Below are 16,253 nucleotides of genomic sequence, written 5' to 3'. Positions count from 1 at the left end.
GTGGCGATCGGCGTGTAGCTATCCATGCCCCTAAATACCCAGCAGTGCTCTGGTGTAACCCCTATGAATTCTGAATCCCTATCAACCCAAGCTGAAGTCGAACTGTGGCGATCGCTAATCGAACCTACAGAAGAAGTCTATCCTTGGAGTCCCAACGAACCCCAGTCTGAAGATTATTACAAACGCCTAGAGGAGTCGCTGGAACTGGATTTGCCAGAAGCAGAGGTTAGCGATCGCGCTCAACAGTTTTTTGCTCATCTCGATCGGCTTTGGGCGAGCGTCTCTTCCCCATCCGCCTCTTTAGTGGAGGTGTTGAAAGCGCGTTTTGCGGCTCAGGTGCCAACAGCTATGCTAGCGGCGATCGCCCAAAAAGCCGAACAGGTTGCCACCACCTCCCTATCCCTCGCCAGTCAGCTTGTAAGTTGCGTTGAAGAAGCGATCCCCCAACTTCATGCTGAAGATTTGGAAGTCTTGGCCCGTCCTCTCGCGTTTGCTATGCGCGGGACAGAAGCCGATGCAGCCATTGATGGGATGCTCAATACCGTGCGTCCGGTGGAATGGGCGGCGCTTTCAGAGATCGAACAAGCTCGTCTCTCCCTAGCCGTGGCTCGCTATGCGATCGCCCAATTGCAGCAAGATCGCTAACTCCTTGGCACAGAGGGTTCAAATTTCTCCCTTTTGACCTACCACATACGAGTAGCAAAGTTTTGTTCGCGGGTGGGTGACAAAGCCCGCGCCTTTAAAATCGCTGCGGCGAGAAAGGCATAGGACAACATACCAATTAATGCGAGTGCCACTGCACCGGCCAGTTGAGAGACTTCTGTAAAAAAGTAGTGACCTGTGGCATTCCATAATCCATGCAAGAGGGCGGCGGTAAAATAACCTACGCCTAAAATTCGCCACCGTTTGCGCCGCTTGAGAACGCTTAAGCCGACAAAGTATCCTAAATAACCGCTATAGGCCATATGCCCAGAAACCGATCCCAGGACGCGAGGGATTAAAAGTTGCAGTCCTGCTAAATAGCCGAGTCCGGGTTCCGCACCATTGACCGCGCTTTGAATAGTGGAGGGCACGTAGAGTCCAAGGGTTTCAACCAAAGTAAAGCCAATAGCTGCTGCTGTGCCCAGTAAAATGCCGTCTAAAGGCTCCCAAACGCCGATACTTTGCGGATTGAAGTGGGGGTGAGGCGGATAGCCCGCTTGGGTAGCGTCGGCTTTTTGGGTAGCGCGCAACAGCCGTCCCCATTGAAAGGCGATCGCAATCGGCAGGGCTTTGATCAATTCTTCTAATAGGCCAGTTCCCAACGTTTCTCGCACCAATAAGGCCCACAGGCTATTACCGGGGGCCCATCCTGCCAGAATCCGATAGAAAAACGGACCAAAGAGCGTCACTAACGGTCGAGCTAACAAGGCTGTTAAAACGGCTGCCCCCAGTAACAGCCACCAGGGTTTATGCTTGCCGCACAACTGATAAACGTAATAATAAGCAATTCCCGCCATGTAACCGCCTAGCACGAGGTTAAACAGGGTGGGCACTTGAACGGAAAACAGCAAGACCACCACAATGGCGGTGATACTGGCCGGGATGAAATAGGCTTTGCGGGCCAGGTCGCGTCCTGTGGAGAAGATGGGAAACAGTTGCGTTAACGTGACCGTATCAGCAGATTCCGGGCGTTTTGGCTGGGAGCGGACGGGTGCAGAGGGCGGCCGCTTGAGGGTATTCGGTAGGGGAAAGGTTGCGCTCTCGCTCTGGGGCGCAGAAGCTACAGGAGGGGCTTCAAAAATAAATTCAGGACCATTTTGACCTAACGTAATGCGATCGCCCACTCGCAGCCGACAGCGGTCTTGCAGGCGAGAACCGTTAATGTAGGTGCCGTTGGCGCTGCCGAGATCGTGAATTTCCCAACCCAGACCTCCCGATAGAGGACGGATCGCAGCATGGCGTCGAGAAACCATTCCGTAACGATTGGAGTCTAAAACCACTTGGCAGCGAGGATCTCGACCCACCACCATCTCTGTACCACTTGAGAGAGGATATCGGGGCGGGTTTTGTCCGGTGAGATCGTTGATAACCAGTTGCCGAAGAAACCCGATAGCAGAATTTTTGTTGGTCATTGCTTGGAATCCACTCACCCCTACCAACGAGCGCTCGCCTTGGTTTGTCCTGTCTAGTTCGGAGCGTTCAGTTCTATGACTCAGCGCGTGACAGGCAATCTTGGTTCTGTATCAATTGTAGGGGTGGATTCCAATTTCTAGGGGAGGTTGGTCGCTCCCCCGATGGTTCTTCACGAATTTTCTTTGACCAATGAAATTTTGCTAAACCGCGACTTAGGAGTTGGCGTTGGCACTGCGGACGGCTGCGTAGAAACACAGAACCCCTATTGGCAGGCTCAGTCCTAAAATTAAACTGGTCGCGAAGCTACCCAATTCCGGCTGACCGGAGGATAGCTCAAAGATAGAACCGACTGCCGCGATCGCTGCCACGCAGGAACCGCCTAAAAACAATCCGCTTTTTGGTGTAAACCCCATTATTTTGGTTGTGAGTTATTAAGTTGAACCGTCCCCCTAGGGCGGGGGTTTGCCACTAGGATACCGATTTTACGGCTTGGGCGGAAAAGCCATGCTTGCCAAGTTCTTGATTAAGGGCAAGTTTATTCTCAACCCGATCGACAAACATGACGCCATTAAGGTGGTCAATTTCATGTTGAATGGCGCGCGCTAGCAGTCCCCTGGCTGTTAAAGTTTGGGGACGACCGTATTCGTCTTTATAAGCGACTGCGATCGCTTCCGGGCGCTTGACATCCAAATAGACCCCCGGAATGCTCAAACAGCCTTCTTGAAACACGCAAACTTCGCCCTCGAACTGTTTAATGGTGGGGTTAATCAACACCAAAGGCTGATTTGCTGGCTCATCCGGTTCGCAGTCAATCACGATAATTTGCTTATGGATCGCCACCTGGGGAGCGGCTAACCCAATCCCATCGGCACTGTACATGGTTTGCAGCATTTGCCGCACCACCTGCCGCACCTCGCTATCGACGCGAGAGACTCGTTTAGCCGGCATCCGCAAAACGCGATCGCCCAACGTATGAATCTCCAACGGCGGCTGCTCTAACTTTTTCTTTTCGACAAAAACCTCAGAAGTCATGGAATATTAACTCACTAGGGGGCAAACAATATAAATCCTTGTTATTCCATCTTAATAGAAACCCCCACAGGCGTTAGAAATCCCTGCGGGGGTGAGAGGACTTAGAGAATAGTGCGATCGCTACACTAACGTCAAACCCGTCACATTTGGCTGAACGAGCGAGTTACTCGCATCGTCAATACTAAAGGTTCCCGAACCAAAGTTGACAATCGCCTGCTGTCCTGAAGGACTTAAGGGAGGTGCCAAGGGCGATGCTGGCGTTGGATACGGGAAGAACCCAGTAAACAAGTTACCCGTGACATTGAAACCGCTTGACGGAGCGCCAGGAACAGGAGACCCCACAGGTTGCCCAAATCGTTGAGCCTGACTGGGCGTTAAGCGAGGATCGATCGCCAAACCTGTAGCCGCATTGATCCGGTTATTCCGAATCGCTGCGCCATTCACCTGCTGAAGCGCCATTGCCACAAACGGAGTTTGTAAAGTCGGCGTTCCTCCAGACATATTGAACAAGTTCTGCTCAATAATGATATTGCTGGTAATCGATACACCTTGAGAACTAATACGATTGCCGATGCCAACCACATCGTTTTCAAAAATATTGTTCCGAATGGTGACATTGCCATTAGAATCTGTCAAATCAATCCCATAACCTCCTAATGTTCCTGGAGCGGGTTGAATCTTGCTAGCAAACGAAAATCCCGCAATGGTTACAGGACCATTGTTGCTAGGAACAGTTCTTTCAAAACCAATACCGCCCCCATTCACGCCCGAACCAATAATCGCCTCATCAACTCTTGTTCCGCCCTGAGTGACCGGATCGATGTTGGCATTCGGACCCAGGAGAATGAAAGGTCGAACAAAGTTAACAAACTCGTTATAAGTTCCCGGTGCAACGAAAACAGTAGCGTTAGCCGGCGCACCCACACCCAAGAGAAAGTCGAGGGCATTTTGAATGCTCGCAAAAGCAGTTTGACCAAAAACCAAGCCCGTCACCGGTTGCTGAGGACCGGTACCATCAGGATCGACAGCAACTGTTGCTCCGGCCGCTGTCCCTGCCAAGTTATCATCCACATAAACTGCGGTCGGGATTGGTGCCGCTCCCACAGTGACTGCAAAGGTTGCAGTATTATTGGCTTCAGTCACTTCAGGAATCAGCCCGCCCGGATCGACAACCGCCGTATTAATCGCTGTTCCGGCTGTTGCTGGTGCAGTACCTGTAATTGTTAAAGTGGCACTCGCGCCTGGAGCTAATGTTCCTCCCGTAAACTCAACCGTTCCAGCAGCTGAGGGAGTCGTGGTAAATCCCCCAGCTCCTACGGTAGAAGTAATGGTAAACCCAGGCGGCAAGGTATCCCGAACGACAATACCAGAGGCGCCGGCTTGACCCACATTGCTGACAACAAGCGTATAGGTGAGGTTTCCCCCCGGCAATACGCTTGTAGCAGAAGCCGACTTTTGAATGGTCAGATCCGCAAGGTTTTGGGTTCCTGCAAAGATAAAGTTATTCTGTGTAAGTTGGGCCGCAGTAATCCCAATTAACGTAATTTGACCAAAAAGAGGACTGCTAACCCGAACTGCCCCCCCCTGTAGAGGTTGAATGAAAACATCATTCGTTGAAGTCAGAACAGGAAAAGCAGTTAGATCCAGCCGATCGGGTGTTTGAAAGTTGAAAACGAAGTCATTTTCTGTAATTAATGAACCCGCAGGCACAACAACGATGTCGGCTTCAGCAGGGTTGCCCTGAACAACATCATTGACCCCTGCTGTCAGGTTAATAGTTGCCATGAAAGATTACCTCAGTGGATGCATTCGGAAAGAGCAAGAGGAGCAAATTGTTTGACGCTTCAGCTCCGCCTATAACTTCCTACAAGAAGTTGATAGACGAAGCTGCAAGTTCGCAATAGCTTACGGTGCGCCAAAAACAATTGAATTGAGAATATCTTGAGCTGTATAGGGGGTACCGGTAGGACCGTCTAAATTCAAGAGAATCACGAATTGTTCAGGCAGAAAGTCGGTTGGCGTGTTAGGAACGTTCAGACCAATAGAAGCAAACCCAGTCGGTAGCAAAGTATCAAAGATTACGACATCACCAAGCGCAACGGGACGGCCTGGAGCAACCTCAAAATCTAAGCGAATCCTATCACCTTCTTGGGGATTGAAGTCAAGAATAGTATCGCCAGGTTCTAGAGGATTTAGCGGATCGCCTCCACTATCAGCTAAATTGTTATACCGAAATTCATCGGCACCGGGTCCGCCTTCTAAAATATCAGCCCCACGACCGCCAATCAGCGTATCATTGCCCCCGCCACCTCGAATAACTTCGGGGTTTGTCGTTCCCGTGTTGGGATCGAAACTCGGAGCATCGCGACCGATCAAAAATTCTGGTTGGGCAGTTCCTACCAGCTCTGCATTGGCCGGTAATACAGTCACTTGTACTGTTTGGGTTTGACCTGCATCGTTTGTGTAGGTAAAGATATCGGGTTGATTAGCCGGGGTTGGGTTGGGATTGACGTAGGTAACGCCTTCTCCGCCTGTTGCAACGCCTGCTGTTCCGGCTGGGGGTTGAGTAACGGTGGTGACTTGAGTCGCGCCTGGATCGTTATCAAGCACAGGAATGGTAACGGTTTCGCCTGCGCGAACCACTACAAAGTCATCTGCTCCAACCTGGACCGTTGTAACGGTTGTTGTAATCGAAACGGTATTATTCGCTTCGTTCGACTCAGGAATTAGGTTATCTGGATCGACAACTGCCGTGTTAGTAATACTACCGGCTGTTGCAGGTGCTGTCCCGGTAATCGTTAGGGTGGCGCTTGCTCCAACTGCTAAAGTTCCACCTGTAAAGGTAACGACTTGACCTTGTTGAGTCCCTGTAAATCCCCCGCCTCCAGCGATATTCGTTACGTTAAAGCCTGGAGGTAAAGTGTCGCGAACCACAATACCCGATGCACTCGCATTCCCTTGGTTCCTAACGGTGAGAGTATAGGTTAAAGTTTGTCCAATGGTGACGGGATCGGGGTTATCTGTTTTTGAGATTGTTAAATCAGGAAGATTTTGCGGTGGCGTTGGTGTAATCGGCGGACGAACAGGAGGCTGAATGGGAGGAGTTGGGGGTGTTGGAGGCGTCGGGGGTGTTGGAGGCGTTGGAGGTGGTGGGGGCAGGTCTGGTAAAGCGGCAATATTGGTTGTGAAGTCGGCTGCGGTAATTAAAGCGCGGTTCACCCCTTTCAAGATGGCAAGAAATTCGCCAGTCACGGTGTCTTGAATGATCGTATCGCTGGCGTATTGTCCGGTTCCCTGGAAGATGTTGAGTTGTCCAAAGGTTAAGCCCGGTTCTAGACCAATTAAGTCTAGTCCATCCGTGAAATCTAAGATGCAGTCTGCATCCGTGAGTTGAGGACCTCCTGTAGTAAGGAAGGGGGCGGCATTATCGGGTCTACGTCCTAGAACAAATAGGTTGCGTCCCTCTCCGCCTACTAGGGTATCTGCTCCAGAATCTCCGATTAGAACGTCGTTACCTTTGCCACCATAAAGGATATCGTTACCTTTGCCACCATAGAGGGTGTCGTTACCTTGGTTGCCGAAAAGAACATCGTTCCCTTCATTGCCGTAGACAACATCATTACCTTCGTTGCCGTAGACAACATCATTACCTTCATTGCCAAGTAGAAGGTCATTCCCTTCGTCGCCGAAGATGGTGTCGTTATCTTTTCCACCAAAGACAATATCGTTTCCTTTTCCAGCAAAAATTAGATCGTTACCTTGGTTGCCATAGATAACGTCATCGCCTTGATTGCCGTAAATAACATCGTTGCCTTCGTTGCCATAAAGGACATCATTGCCTTCATTTCCAAAAATGGTATCGTTTCCTTTACCGCCAAAAACAATATCATTCCCTTTGCCAGCGAAGATCAGATCGTTACCTTGATTGCCCAGGATGTAGTCATTTCCTTGATTGCCGAAGACAGTGTCATTGCCTTCAAGAGCATAAACCACGTCGTTTCCAGCTAGGGCATTAATCAGATCTGCTTCAGGGGTTCCTACCAAAAAGTCATCACCTAGGGTGCCGTTAATCACTGCCATCCTTCTAGTCTCCTCACTTCCAAGTCAATTTATTTTAGGTTAGCCGTTCGACGCCTGCTCGGAATTTTACTGAAATTTTCCAACTACTACAGGGATATTCGGTTGGTTTCCGTAAATTTAAGCCAAGGGTATGTATTTACAGGGTTTTAAATTTGCTCCTTCATCCTCAATAGGTTAATCTATGGTTTCTTGCCTATTGCTGCTGAGAATACCGCAAAAACCCCTAAACTGAAAAGCCAAGTCTACAATAATTGCCTAATCAGGATGGAGCTATGAAATTAAATGTTTGGCAAGCTGTTACCCGGATGGGTTATGTTTGGCGCGAGATGGTTCTGGGTCTGAGACGCGGGGGTTGGATGAACTGGGCGGCAGTGAGTACGGTGACGGTACTGCTGTTCCTGTTCGGTACTAGTTTACAGGTTTCGTGGCAGTTGGAAAACCTCTTAAACCAGTTTGGCAGTCAGTTAGAGGTTTCTGCTTATTTGGAACCGGGGATTGAGAGTCAGTCTTTAGTCAATACTGTAACTCAATTACCGGGGGCGATCGCAGTCCAAGCCATTTCTAAACAGGAAGCATGGGAAAGATTAGTTCAAGAAATGGGATTTTCAGACATTGCAGGAATTGTGGAGTTACTCAATGGAAATCCCTTGGTTGATGAGTTAAGAGTTAAAGCTCAAAACTCTCAGGGAGTTCCTGCTTTGGTTCAGCAGTTGAGGCAGCTACCTGGGGTTGAAGAGGTGCAGTATGGAGACGAAGCCCTGAGACAGTTGTCACAACTTCACCAGGGAGTCAACACTGTTAGTGGAGCGATCGCCCTAGCTTTAACGCTGAGTGCGATCGCCGTAATTACTACCACTATCCGCTTAATTGTCTTATCGAGACGCACCGAAATTGAAATTATGCAACTTGTTGGGGCAACGCGAGGCTGGATCGCTTTACCATTTCTGTTGCAAGGGATTTGCTTTGGGGTGGTTGGAGGCGCGATCGCTTGGAGTCTAATTAGTCTCCTGCAAAGATTTTGCACTCAATTGCTCGCAAGTCAACTGGAATTTATTCAATTTTTAGTCACAGCCTCCAATCCTCGCTTGCTGCTACTCCCCGCAATCTTAATGGGTTTTGGCTCCCTTGTTGGGCTACTGGGCAGTTGGTTTGCCGTTCGCCGCATTATTCAATAGGTACGAGTTTGTTGTTTTATGCCCTAGAAGGGAGTATTGGTCACTGTATTTCCAGGCGGAGTTGCAAAACTGCCTTGATTAAACACAGCAGCTACCCCAATGCGATCGAAGGTGTTGTTCGTAATCGAGACGTTACTGATCCCGTACTGCATCAAGACGCCAAACCCCTGTACCCCAGGACCGTAGCGTTCAATTAAGTTCTCTGTAATGGTGACATTGCTGGCATTATTGAGCTTAATAGCTTGCGGTACGCCTTGGAACGGTTGAAGCTGACCAATCCCATCAAACCAGTTATTTTGAATCACAATATTATTGCTGACAGGTCCCCCTGGTGCCGTTTCGATTTGAATGGTTGGATCGCTTGAGCGATTCCCTCGGAAAATATTATTCCGGAAAGTCATATTACTTCTGGCTGTTCCTGGGTTAGGATTCGTGTCATATAAATCGACCCGTCCCCCATTAATCAAAAAGCCATCCAGCGTAATCCCATCTTGAATTCCTTGAAACGTACCGATAGACAAGAGGGTAATATTTTGGATAACGGCTTCGGTGTTGCGACCTGCTGCTGGGTTAGTCCGTGCTTGCCATGTGGGATTTTCCACAGAACTGTTAGGACCGCGCAATCTCAGACGAAATCCATCATCGGGTGCAGTTTCAACTAATGTCACCGAACCATAGTTACCCGGAGCAACTCTAACAGCATCTAAGCCATCAGGATTTGACTGAAAACTTTGGTTAATATTATCACTAAAGGTTGCAACAGCAACAGCCTCTTCAATTCGGTGGAAAATCCTAATATTGGTCGTTGGTGATTGGTTGCCAGCAGCATCTCGTGCAGCAACAGCAAGGGTTGCTGTAGACGTTAAAGCCGCAGGATTATTCAGAATAATATTCCCATTAGGATTAATCGTAAACGCTGCTGTTGGTCCAGTTCCTCCAGTAATTGTATATTGAGTAACGGCGATGTTATCAGTGGCTTGAACCCGACCTACAACAGTACCACTGGGGGTTGTTGTGTGAGCCACGAAGGCTTCTGCTTGAACGGGAAGAGGGGCAGTGGGTGCTGTTATATCTGCTCCAGTCCTAATAAAAAGGCTCGATCCGGCTGCTTGAAATTGACTGAAGGTAATACCCGATAAGGTGAGTTGTGAAAAAGGCTGACCAACAATGCGGACAGCCCCCCCTAAATCTTGGGCACCACTAATTAACTGCTGGAGTTGTTGTTCAGTATAGTTATAGGCTGAAATGTCAATTCGATCGGCTGTAGAGAAATTAACGAGCGTATCGGTCTCTGTAAAATTAGCTCCAAATTGAACCGTAATAATGTCGGGGTCAGGAGTAAGCGTAATTAAGTCTGACGTGCTGGGGGATAGGGTAAAGGTTGCCATGTTTTTCCTCGATAAATCAAAGCCAAAATTCAGGGGTTAGCTGTTGACAACTCCAGAGTTTAAGCGCTCTAGAACGGCTCAAAACTGCTCTTTTTGATCATCTGAGAAGATGAATATTTTTTATTTATCCCTATCTTTCCGATTGAAAAGATAGGGATAAAGACAATTCAACTTGATCTTATTTCCTAGGAAGCACCGAAAACCAATGCGCCTTGGATATCAGCGGCTGTCACTGCTGGGTCAAGGTTGTTTAAATTGATCAGGAATTGTCCAGGAAGGAAGTCCGGAGGCGTATTGGGAGCATTCAGCGTGAGGACAAAGTTCCCTGGTGCAAACGAATTCAGCACTACATTATTAGCGGCTACAGGAACCCCCGGTGCTACATCAAAGTCCAAGCGAATGCGATCGATAGTGGGGTCAAAATCAAGGATAATATCGCCTGAAAGGAGCGGATTCTGAGGATCGGCACCGCTACTAGCCAGATTGGTATACCGGAATTCGTCTGCTCCCGCTCCACCAGCCAGCACGTTAGGTCCAGTGCCACTCACTAAAGTATCATTCGCTGTACTGCCTTGGAGCGTATCTAGAGGGGCACCAAGAGCGGGTGCAGTGGTACTGCCTAATAACAGGCTGGGGACACCAGGAGGTGCGGTGATAGTCTGACCAGGGGTATTCTCATTCACAATAATGGTGACAGTTGCAGTGTCCGTACCGCCTGCTCCATCGCTGACTGTGTAGTCAATGGTAAAGGTACCGGCTGCGGCAGGAATAAACTGCAATTGGTCGTCGCTTTGATCTTGTGGTGTACCGCCATCCAGACGAGTGACTGTTCCACCATTTGCGGTGGGGGAGAAAGAAATGAGTTGAACCGGACCAATATCGTTATCGAGAACGGGAATAATTAATGTACTTCCTAAACGTCCTGATACGCTATCGTCTACTGCTTGGATCGCAGTCGGGGCAACCACCCGGGTATTGTTATCCCTTGCCGTATTATTGGCTGTATTGGGATCGGTGACGCTAGCAGAGGTAATTGTTGCCGAGTTGTTGAGAAGTGTATCAACAGGAGTGGTGGGATTAACTGTAGCGCTCACTAGGTAAGTAATGGTGGCACCACTGGGTAAAGAAATGCCGGTATCGTTGATATTTCCTGTACCGGTTGCGTCAAAACTGGTTGCGCCTCCGGTTTGAGTAGCTGTCCAAGTAATATTGGTGAGTTGAGTTGGAAAGTTATCAACCACAACTGCATCGGTTACTGCATTCGGTCCAGCATTCGTGGCAACAATAGTGTAAGTTAGGGTGCCACCAGGAGCGATGCTGGTGAGTCCATCGGTTTTTGTGATTTGGAGATCGGCCGAAATTGTCGGGGTTGGTGTAGGAGTTGGTGTTAGAGGTGGACGAACGGGAGGGATCGGAGTGGGAGAGGTGGGGGTTGGTGTGGGAGTCGGTGTTGGAGGAGTGAGTTCCAAAAAGTCTGCGGCGGTGAGTTGCGCGGCATTGACGCCTTGGAGAATGGCAAGATATTCACCTGTTCCAGTATCGCGAACGATCGCACTGCCTGCAAATTGACCAGTCCCGGCTGTAATTTCAAGTTGGTTAAAGGTTAACCCTTGTAGACCGATGCGATCCTCACCGTCGGTGAAGTCGGTGATGTAGTCTGCGTTGGCTAATGAGGGGGAACCTGTGGTTCCGGTTGCCCGTCGTCCAACTACGAAAAGGTCGCGACCTTCGCCACCCGTCATGGTGTCGGAGCCGAGATCGCCGTAGAGGGTATCATCTCCTAAGTCCCCAAATAGGCGATCGTTGCCTTTACCGCCGTAGATCAGATCGTTGCCTTTGCCACCGTAGATGACATCATCGCCCTCGTTACCGAAGAGGGTGTCGTTGCCTCGGTTGCCATAAATGGTGTCGTTGTCTTTTCCGCCGTAAATAAAGTCGTTATCTTTTCCACCGAAGATTAGGTCATTACCTTGGTTGCCGAAGATAGAGTCATTCCCCTGGTTCCCAAATAAGGTATCGTTGCCTTCTAATCCAAAGATGGTATCGTTCCCTGCTAAACCATAGATCAGATCGGCTTGGGGAGTCCCACTTAGTAGGTCGTTACCCAAAGTTCCGTTGATTGTTGCCATCTTTTTGTATCCTCACAACAATAGAATCCGTCTTTTCCGACTCAATCGAGACAGGCAATACGATTTTGCCTGTTATTTGAAGATTTTGAAAGACTAACACTGCTTATTTAAAGATTTTCATGATATCCCATAGCTTGCTTGCTGATTTCGCATAGAATCTAAGCTAGCCTATGAAGTTTTATGACTGATGCAGGTTTGGCAAACTGTATCGCACTGCACTAACAGGGGCAATGCCCACTCTCAAGGTTTTTTACAAGCCTCAACACCGAGACTATCATCCAGTTATATCAGTTTTTGCCCATAAGTCACGGTTGGATTTACGGAAATCTACGGTTTGTTTTTCTTTAAGCAAAAAATTTATGGGAAATTGGTACTGGAAGTCCAAATCTATCCCACGGTTGACCAGGTGGTTGCGATGAAAACTACAACAGCCGCGATCGCGAGTAGCCCTTGAATCAGATTGCCCACCAGCGAACCGACTAGAATGCCCACACTGGCTTTAAAAGAGGTTTTCGCTCTTTCTTCTAAGGGAAGATTGCGGCGGTAGAGAAATTCGCCAATAAATGCGCCGACGATCGGACCGACTAAAATCCCGATCAGGGGGCCTGCGACTAGGAAAGCGGGTAATAAGCCTAGAAACCCTAACACTAAGCCAATGATTGCCCCAAACTGTCCCCATTTACTTGCGCCTGCTCGTTGAGCACCCAGATGCATCGCCAGGAAGTCAACCCCAACGCTGAGTAAGAGGATAACTAGGGTGGTGCCTAAAGCCCAACCAATGACATCGAAGCCTCGTACAAAGCCCCAGACTAAAATTGCGCCTAAAATTAAGCTAGAGCCAGGAATGCCCGGAACGACGGCACCGACAATTCCCACAAGCATTACTAATACCAAGACCCAGTACAGGATGGTTATATTCATTGCCGAGTTCGCAGGTGGTACGACCTCACCATTTTAAGCGGATTGTTGGTGGTTATCCAGAAGGCTGAGGGTGTGGGCGAGCTTATCGGCAATTCCGGCAATCCAATTTTCATCTTGGCGCGTGTAGGATCGGGGGGCGTTTGCCCCTAAAATCAAGGCACCGCGATCGCCAAGCGGTTGACAAATGACGCCTTGAGTATTTTCGGGTAAATAATCGAACTCAAATTTACCGGGATACAGCTTCAGCGCGACTAAATAGACGGGTTTCTGCTTATCGAGAACGCGTTGGAGAATCGCCCCCGGTTTGACTTCCGGGTTAGGCCCAAGAATACCGCGCCGCAGCAACACCTTTCCCTGATAGTAAACGACGAGCGATCGCGTTACCGTATTCGTCAGCAATAAATTCGACGCCCAAGCCAACTCGGTTTTAACTGTCTCTGGCAGATCCGCAGACAACTCAAACCCCTCCTCCCCCACTAACTGAACCGTTTCTGGGGGTAAAGGCTGAACGCGCTGCCATAACAAGCCCGTTAACAGCAAAACTGCGCTAATAATGACGCCCAACACATCCGAACGAGCCTGAGAGCTAGTCAACTCCGGAGTCAGCAAGCGGTTAACCATTAACAGCGTACCTGCAAGACCCCCCACCACCAAGGGAATTGACCGCAAAACTCGATTAGGATCGCCTGAATTCATCATGCTTAAAAGATCAATTTTCCCCCTTTTATTGCACAATAGCCACAGCAATACCTCTGGAAACCGGGAGGACAAGATTTAGCGTGCTCGATATTATTAGCTCAGGGTTGCTTTCGCTTTGGTTGGATACGGCTCGCGTGCATCAAACTTCAAGAGCAACGCTGGTTTGGCAACGAAATACGCATTTTGTATTACCCACCCAACCCGATACCACCGCCTTACAAACGGTCGATGAATTTCTCAAGCTGTGGACTTCGCGGGGATGGGAGCGCGAACAACAGGGCGTCTGGTTGCAAACCGGCCCCAGTTTACTTGCTGATAACCAAGGCAGAACCCCATTACCCGCCGCTTCCCTCACTAAAGTGGCGACGACCTTAGCGGCCCTAAAAACCTGGGAACCCGATTATCAATTTGAAACGGTGATTGGCACAACCGGCCCCATTGTTAACGGGGAACTGCAAGGAGATTTAGTGATTACCGGGGGAGACGATCCGTTTTTTGTGTGGGAAGAAGCGATCGCTCTTGGCAATGCCTTACACCAACTGGGCATTCTTCGCGTTACGGGTCACTTAATTTTAGTGGGAAACTTCAGCATGAACTACGAGAGCGATCCCGCCCAGGTCGGTCAGTGGCTGAAGCAAAGCTTTAATTCTGCTGAGTGGGATGGAGCGATGGAGGCTCGCCATCAACGGATTTCTCCGGTTGTCCCGCGCCCGCTGGTGGCGATCGCAGGCGGCGTCAAAACCACCGTTACCCCAGTTCCCAACCAAACCCTACTCCTGCGCCATCAGTCGCTGCCTCTGGCCAAACTGCTGCATCACATGAACACTTACAGCAGTAATGCCCTCTCCGAAGCGATCGCCGATGCGGTTGGCGGCGCTGAAGTCGTGCGAACCACGGCCGCCCAAGCTGCTGGCGTTCCCCTAGACGAAATTCTGATTACCAATGGTTCGGGTTTAGGGGCTGAAAATCGGATTTCTCCGAGAGCCGCCGTGGCAATGCTGATGGCCATTCAACGAGAAATCAATAGCCATAACTTAAACCTAGCCGATGTCTTTCCCGTGATCGGTCGCGACAAAGGCACCGCCGAAGACCGCAAAGTCAGCGTCCCCACAGCCATTAAAACCGGAACCCTGTGGGATGTCAGCGCTTTAGCAGGCGTTTTACCGACGCGCGATCGCGGTTTAGTCTGGTTTGCCATTATTAATCGCGGCGGAGACATTGAGAACTTCCGCGACCAACAAGATCGATTGCTCAATCAACTCATTCACCAATGGGGGGCTGCGCCGAACCCCACTCCTGCTGTCACACCGCAATTCTCATTTAACCCAGAATTGCTCAAACTCGGCGCGCCCGGACGCAATCAGCCAAATCGCGATCGCACTCCCCTCAACTCAGCGGAATCGTCACCTCAACCGCTGTAGTTAACCTTCAGCCAAGCCCAATCGCCTAACTGCTTGCTCTTTGCGCCTGCTGGGTATACATCGCCCTCAACACTAAAGCGGGATCGACCCATTGGTTAGAATACTTCAACCCCCAATGCAGGTGCGGCCCTGTGGTTCTGCCACTCATCCCCACGCGACCAATGCGCGTCCCCGCCTCGACCGCTTGACCTTGGGCAATTCGCAAACCGCCAGCGCTATCAATTAAATAGGGGACTCCGCCAATTTTGCGGACATTCCCCTTCATGTGGCAGTAGATGTGATCCCAACTTCCGGATTCAACCGCAATGCCCGTACCGCAGCGATTATCTTCCCAAACTTCAACCACTTTGCCACTCCACCAACTGCGAATATAACTGCCCTCTGGAGCAGCTAAATCTAAACCGTAGTGGAACTCGCGGCTATACGCGCCCGAAACGGAGCGTCGATAGCCAAATGGGGACGTATAATCGACAAAATTTTCTACTGGGAAAGAAGCACTGCGCCAGTCTGCGGCTCTCGCTATTTCGGTTGCAGATACTTGATGGGGATGCCATGCCAGAGAAAATAAAATGGCGAGGCTTAAACCTGCCAAAAAGAAAACGACTCGATTTTGTAAGAAAGTCGTAGACAATCGTGGCAGCCAGCACTTTTGTCTCATGATCGATACTCCACCTTTCGCCCAATCTGTTTGCGTGTAGTTGCCCTGACTGTACCCATCGGGTAAATGTTCGCGTCTTTAACGATGAGGAGTATATTACTGAATTGAACCCCCTTGTCAAGCAAAAGTCTGCAAGTGTAGAGGGTTCGTGGCTTGCATCCGTTGATAAACTCTGCTAATCCAACCACGCGGTCTTGAGAAAAACGTAAACTACCCTCAATGGATCGAGGGCTTACGATAGTATCCAAGAGAGTGTAGTTAGGATTACAACGAAAAGGATTATGGAGCCAGACTCTTTACCCACAGAGGTGATTTTGACGCATCCGCGTCAGACATTGGGCAATATTCAACTCGACTGGATTCCCCAACCGGGAAACTATCTCGATCTCAAGGGGAAAACCTACGCCGTCTTAGAACGCCGCCACCGCTATCAACTCAAGTCTGGGCGCTATCGCTTGCATAAAGTGGCTCTTTATGTGCAATCTGCTCCTCGCCCTGCGGAACAAAGTTTAGTGAATGGTCGCTGGGTGATTGGAGATGTCAGTTGCCGTTATAATGCGCGATCGGAGATTGTCCGGTGTGCGGTGAATCCTGAAGGGCCCTGCGATCGCTGCCGTTTGTACGAGCCGGTTTGA

At 49.7% G+C, this 16,253-nt stretch carries 14 protein-coding genes; 4 read left to right on the top strand and 10 right to left on the bottom strand.

All coding sequences use genetic code 11. The annotated features are described in order from the left end of the window. Positions 1-63: 63 nt before the first annotated feature. Entirely contained in the window at positions 64-645 is a 582-nt protein-coding gene (locus tag QQ055_RS10075; protein WP_141724268.1) for a hypothetical protein, read from the top strand. A gap of 38 nt (positions 646-683) precedes the next feature. Here the strand turns inward: QQ055_RS10075 and QQ055_RS10070 are convergent, their stop codons facing one another. The 5 genes from QQ055_RS10070 to QQ055_RS10050 all read right to left on the bottom strand — a co-directional run bounded on the left by QQ055_RS10070 (position 684) and on the right by QQ055_RS10050 (position 7,227). Continuing rightward, the gene (locus tag QQ055_RS10070; RefSeq protein WP_283357982.1) at positions 684-2,114 is read right to left on the bottom strand and encodes a PrsW family glutamic-type intramembrane protease; all 1,431 of its coding nucleotides are present in this window, start codon (positions 2,112-2,114) and stop codon (positions 684-686) included. Positions 2,115-2,327: 213 nt separating this feature from the next. Next, positions 2,328-2,528, bottom strand: coding sequence for a hypothetical protein (locus tag QQ055_RS10065; RefSeq protein ID WP_069965731.1), 201 nt, complete (start codon positions 2,526-2,528; stop codon positions 2,328-2,330). 55 nt (positions 2,529-2,583) lie between these two features. Beyond that, the gene (gene def, locus QQ055_RS10060) at positions 2,584-3,147 is read right to left on the bottom strand and encodes a peptide deformylase (protein ID WP_286004643.1); all 564 of its coding nucleotides are present in this window, start codon (positions 3,145-3,147) and stop codon (positions 2,584-2,586) included. 120 nt (positions 3,148-3,267) lie between these two features. After that, a complete protein-coding gene (locus tag QQ055_RS10055; protein WP_286004642.1) occupies positions 3,268-4,932 on the bottom strand; it encodes a DUF11 domain-containing protein in 1,665 nt (554 codons plus the stop codon). 120 nt (positions 4,933-5,052) lie between these two features. Next, positions 5,053-7,227 (bottom strand): CARDB domain-containing protein, encoded by a 2,175-nt coding sequence (locus tag QQ055_RS10050; RefSeq protein ID WP_286004641.1) that lies wholly within the window; start codon positions 7,225-7,227, stop codon positions 5,053-5,055. A gap of 272 nt (positions 7,228-7,499) precedes the next feature. Here QQ055_RS10050 and QQ055_RS10045 point away from each other — a divergent pair, with 272 nt between their 5' ends. Next, the gene (locus QQ055_RS10045) at positions 7,500-8,402 is read left to right on the top strand and encodes a cell division protein FtsX (RefSeq protein ID WP_286004640.1); all 903 of its coding nucleotides are present in this window, start codon (positions 7,500-7,502) and stop codon (positions 8,400-8,402) included. Positions 8,403-8,425: 23 nt separating this feature from the next. Here the strand turns inward: QQ055_RS10045 and QQ055_RS10040 are convergent, their stop codons facing one another. The 4 genes from QQ055_RS10040 to QQ055_RS10025 all read right to left on the bottom strand — a co-directional run bounded on the left by QQ055_RS10040 (position 8,426) and on the right by QQ055_RS10025 (position 13,536). Further along, positions 8,426-9,790 (bottom strand): right-handed parallel beta-helix repeat-containing protein, encoded by a 1,365-nt coding sequence (locus QQ055_RS10040; RefSeq protein ID WP_286004639.1) that lies wholly within the window; start codon positions 9,788-9,790, stop codon positions 8,426-8,428. Between the two features lie 185 nt (positions 9,791-9,975). Continuing rightward, on the bottom strand, positions 9,976-11,919 hold the full coding sequence (locus QQ055_RS10035) for a M10 family metallopeptidase C-terminal domain-containing protein (protein WP_286004638.1): 1,944 nt from the start codon (positions 11,917-11,919) through the stop codon (positions 9,976-9,978). Positions 11,920-12,306: 387 nt separating this feature from the next. After that, entirely contained in the window at positions 12,307-12,834 is a 528-nt protein-coding gene (locus QQ055_RS10030; protein WP_141724273.1) for a DUF456 family protein, read from the bottom strand. A 39-nt stretch (positions 12,835-12,873) separates the two neighbouring features. Beyond that, positions 12,874-13,536: a cofactor assembly of complex C subunit B gene (locus tag QQ055_RS10025; protein WP_283357989.1), complete on the bottom strand. Its 663-nt coding sequence runs from the start codon at positions 13,534-13,536 to the stop codon at positions 12,874-12,876. Positions 13,537-13,673: 137 nt separating this feature from the next. Here QQ055_RS10025 and QQ055_RS10020 point away from each other — a divergent pair, with 137 nt between their 5' ends. Then, positions 13,674-14,960 carry a D-alanyl-D-alanine carboxypeptidase gene (locus QQ055_RS10020; RefSeq protein WP_286004637.1) on the top strand — a complete coding sequence of 429 codons (1,287 nt, stop codon included), beginning with the start codon at positions 13,674-13,676 and terminating at the stop codon, positions 14,958-14,960. A gap of 25 nt (positions 14,961-14,985) precedes the next feature. On the opposite strand, the gene QQ055_RS10015 is transcribed toward QQ055_RS10020, so the two are convergent. Beyond that, positions 14,986-15,618 (bottom strand): M23 family metallopeptidase, encoded by a 633-nt coding sequence (locus QQ055_RS10015; protein WP_069965720.1) that lies wholly within the window; start codon positions 15,616-15,618, stop codon positions 14,986-14,988. A 281-nt stretch (positions 15,619-15,899) separates the two neighbouring features. Between QQ055_RS10015 and QQ055_RS10010 the strand changes: the two genes are divergently transcribed. Further along, complete coding sequence (locus QQ055_RS10010) at positions 15,900-16,253, top strand: DUF6464 family protein (protein ID WP_069965719.1); 354 nt, start codon at positions 15,900-15,902, stop codon at positions 16,251-16,253.

The sequence above is a fragment of the Geitlerinema calcuttense NRMC-F 0142 genome (assembly GCF_030285425.1).
Note: the sequence above shows the minus strand (reverse complement) of the source record. Positions and strands in the feature narration are given on the sequence as shown.

Coding starts and splice junctions, on each gene's coding strand:
- QQ055_RS10055 (WP_286004642.1), bottom strand. CDS start 4,932: ATGGCAACTATTAACCTGACAGCAGGGGTCAATGATGTTGTTCAGGGC.
- QQ055_RS10075 (WP_141724268.1), top strand. CDS start 64: ATGAATTCTGAATCCCTATCAACCCAAGCTGAAGTCGAACTGTGGCGA.
- QQ055_RS10065 (WP_069965731.1), bottom strand. CDS start 2,528: ATGGGGTTTACACCAAAAAGCGGATTGTTTTTAGGCGGTTCCTGCGTG.
- QQ055_RS10015 (WP_069965720.1), bottom strand. CDS start 15,618: ATGAGACAAAAGTGCTGGCTGCCACGATTGTCTACGACTTTCTTACAA.
- QQ055_RS10045 (WP_286004640.1), top strand. CDS start 7,500: ATGAAATTAAATGTTTGGCAAGCTGTTACCCGGATGGGTTATGTTTGG.
- QQ055_RS10040 (WP_286004639.1), bottom strand. CDS start 9,790: ATGGCAACCTTTACCCTATCCCCCAGCACGTCAGACTTAATTACGCTT.
- def (WP_286004643.1), bottom strand. CDS start 3,147: ATGACTTCTGAGGTTTTTGTCGAAAAGAAAAAGTTAGAGCAGCCGCCG.
- QQ055_RS10035 (WP_286004638.1), bottom strand. CDS start 11,919: ATGGCAACAATCAACGGAACTTTGGGTAACGACCTACTAAGTGGGACT.
- QQ055_RS10070 (WP_283357982.1), bottom strand. CDS start 2,114: ATGACCAACAAAAATTCTGCTATCGGGTTTCTTCGGCAACTGGTTATC.
- QQ055_RS10050 (WP_286004641.1), bottom strand. CDS start 7,227: ATGGCAGTGATTAACGGCACCCTAGGTGATGACTTTTTGGTAGGAACC.
- QQ055_RS10010 (WP_069965719.1), top strand. CDS start 15,900: ATGGAGCCAGACTCTTTACCCACAGAGGTGATTTTGACGCATCCGCGT.
- QQ055_RS10025 (WP_283357989.1), bottom strand. CDS start 13,536: ATGAATTCAGGCGATCCTAATCGAGTTTTGCGGTCAATTCCCTTGGTG.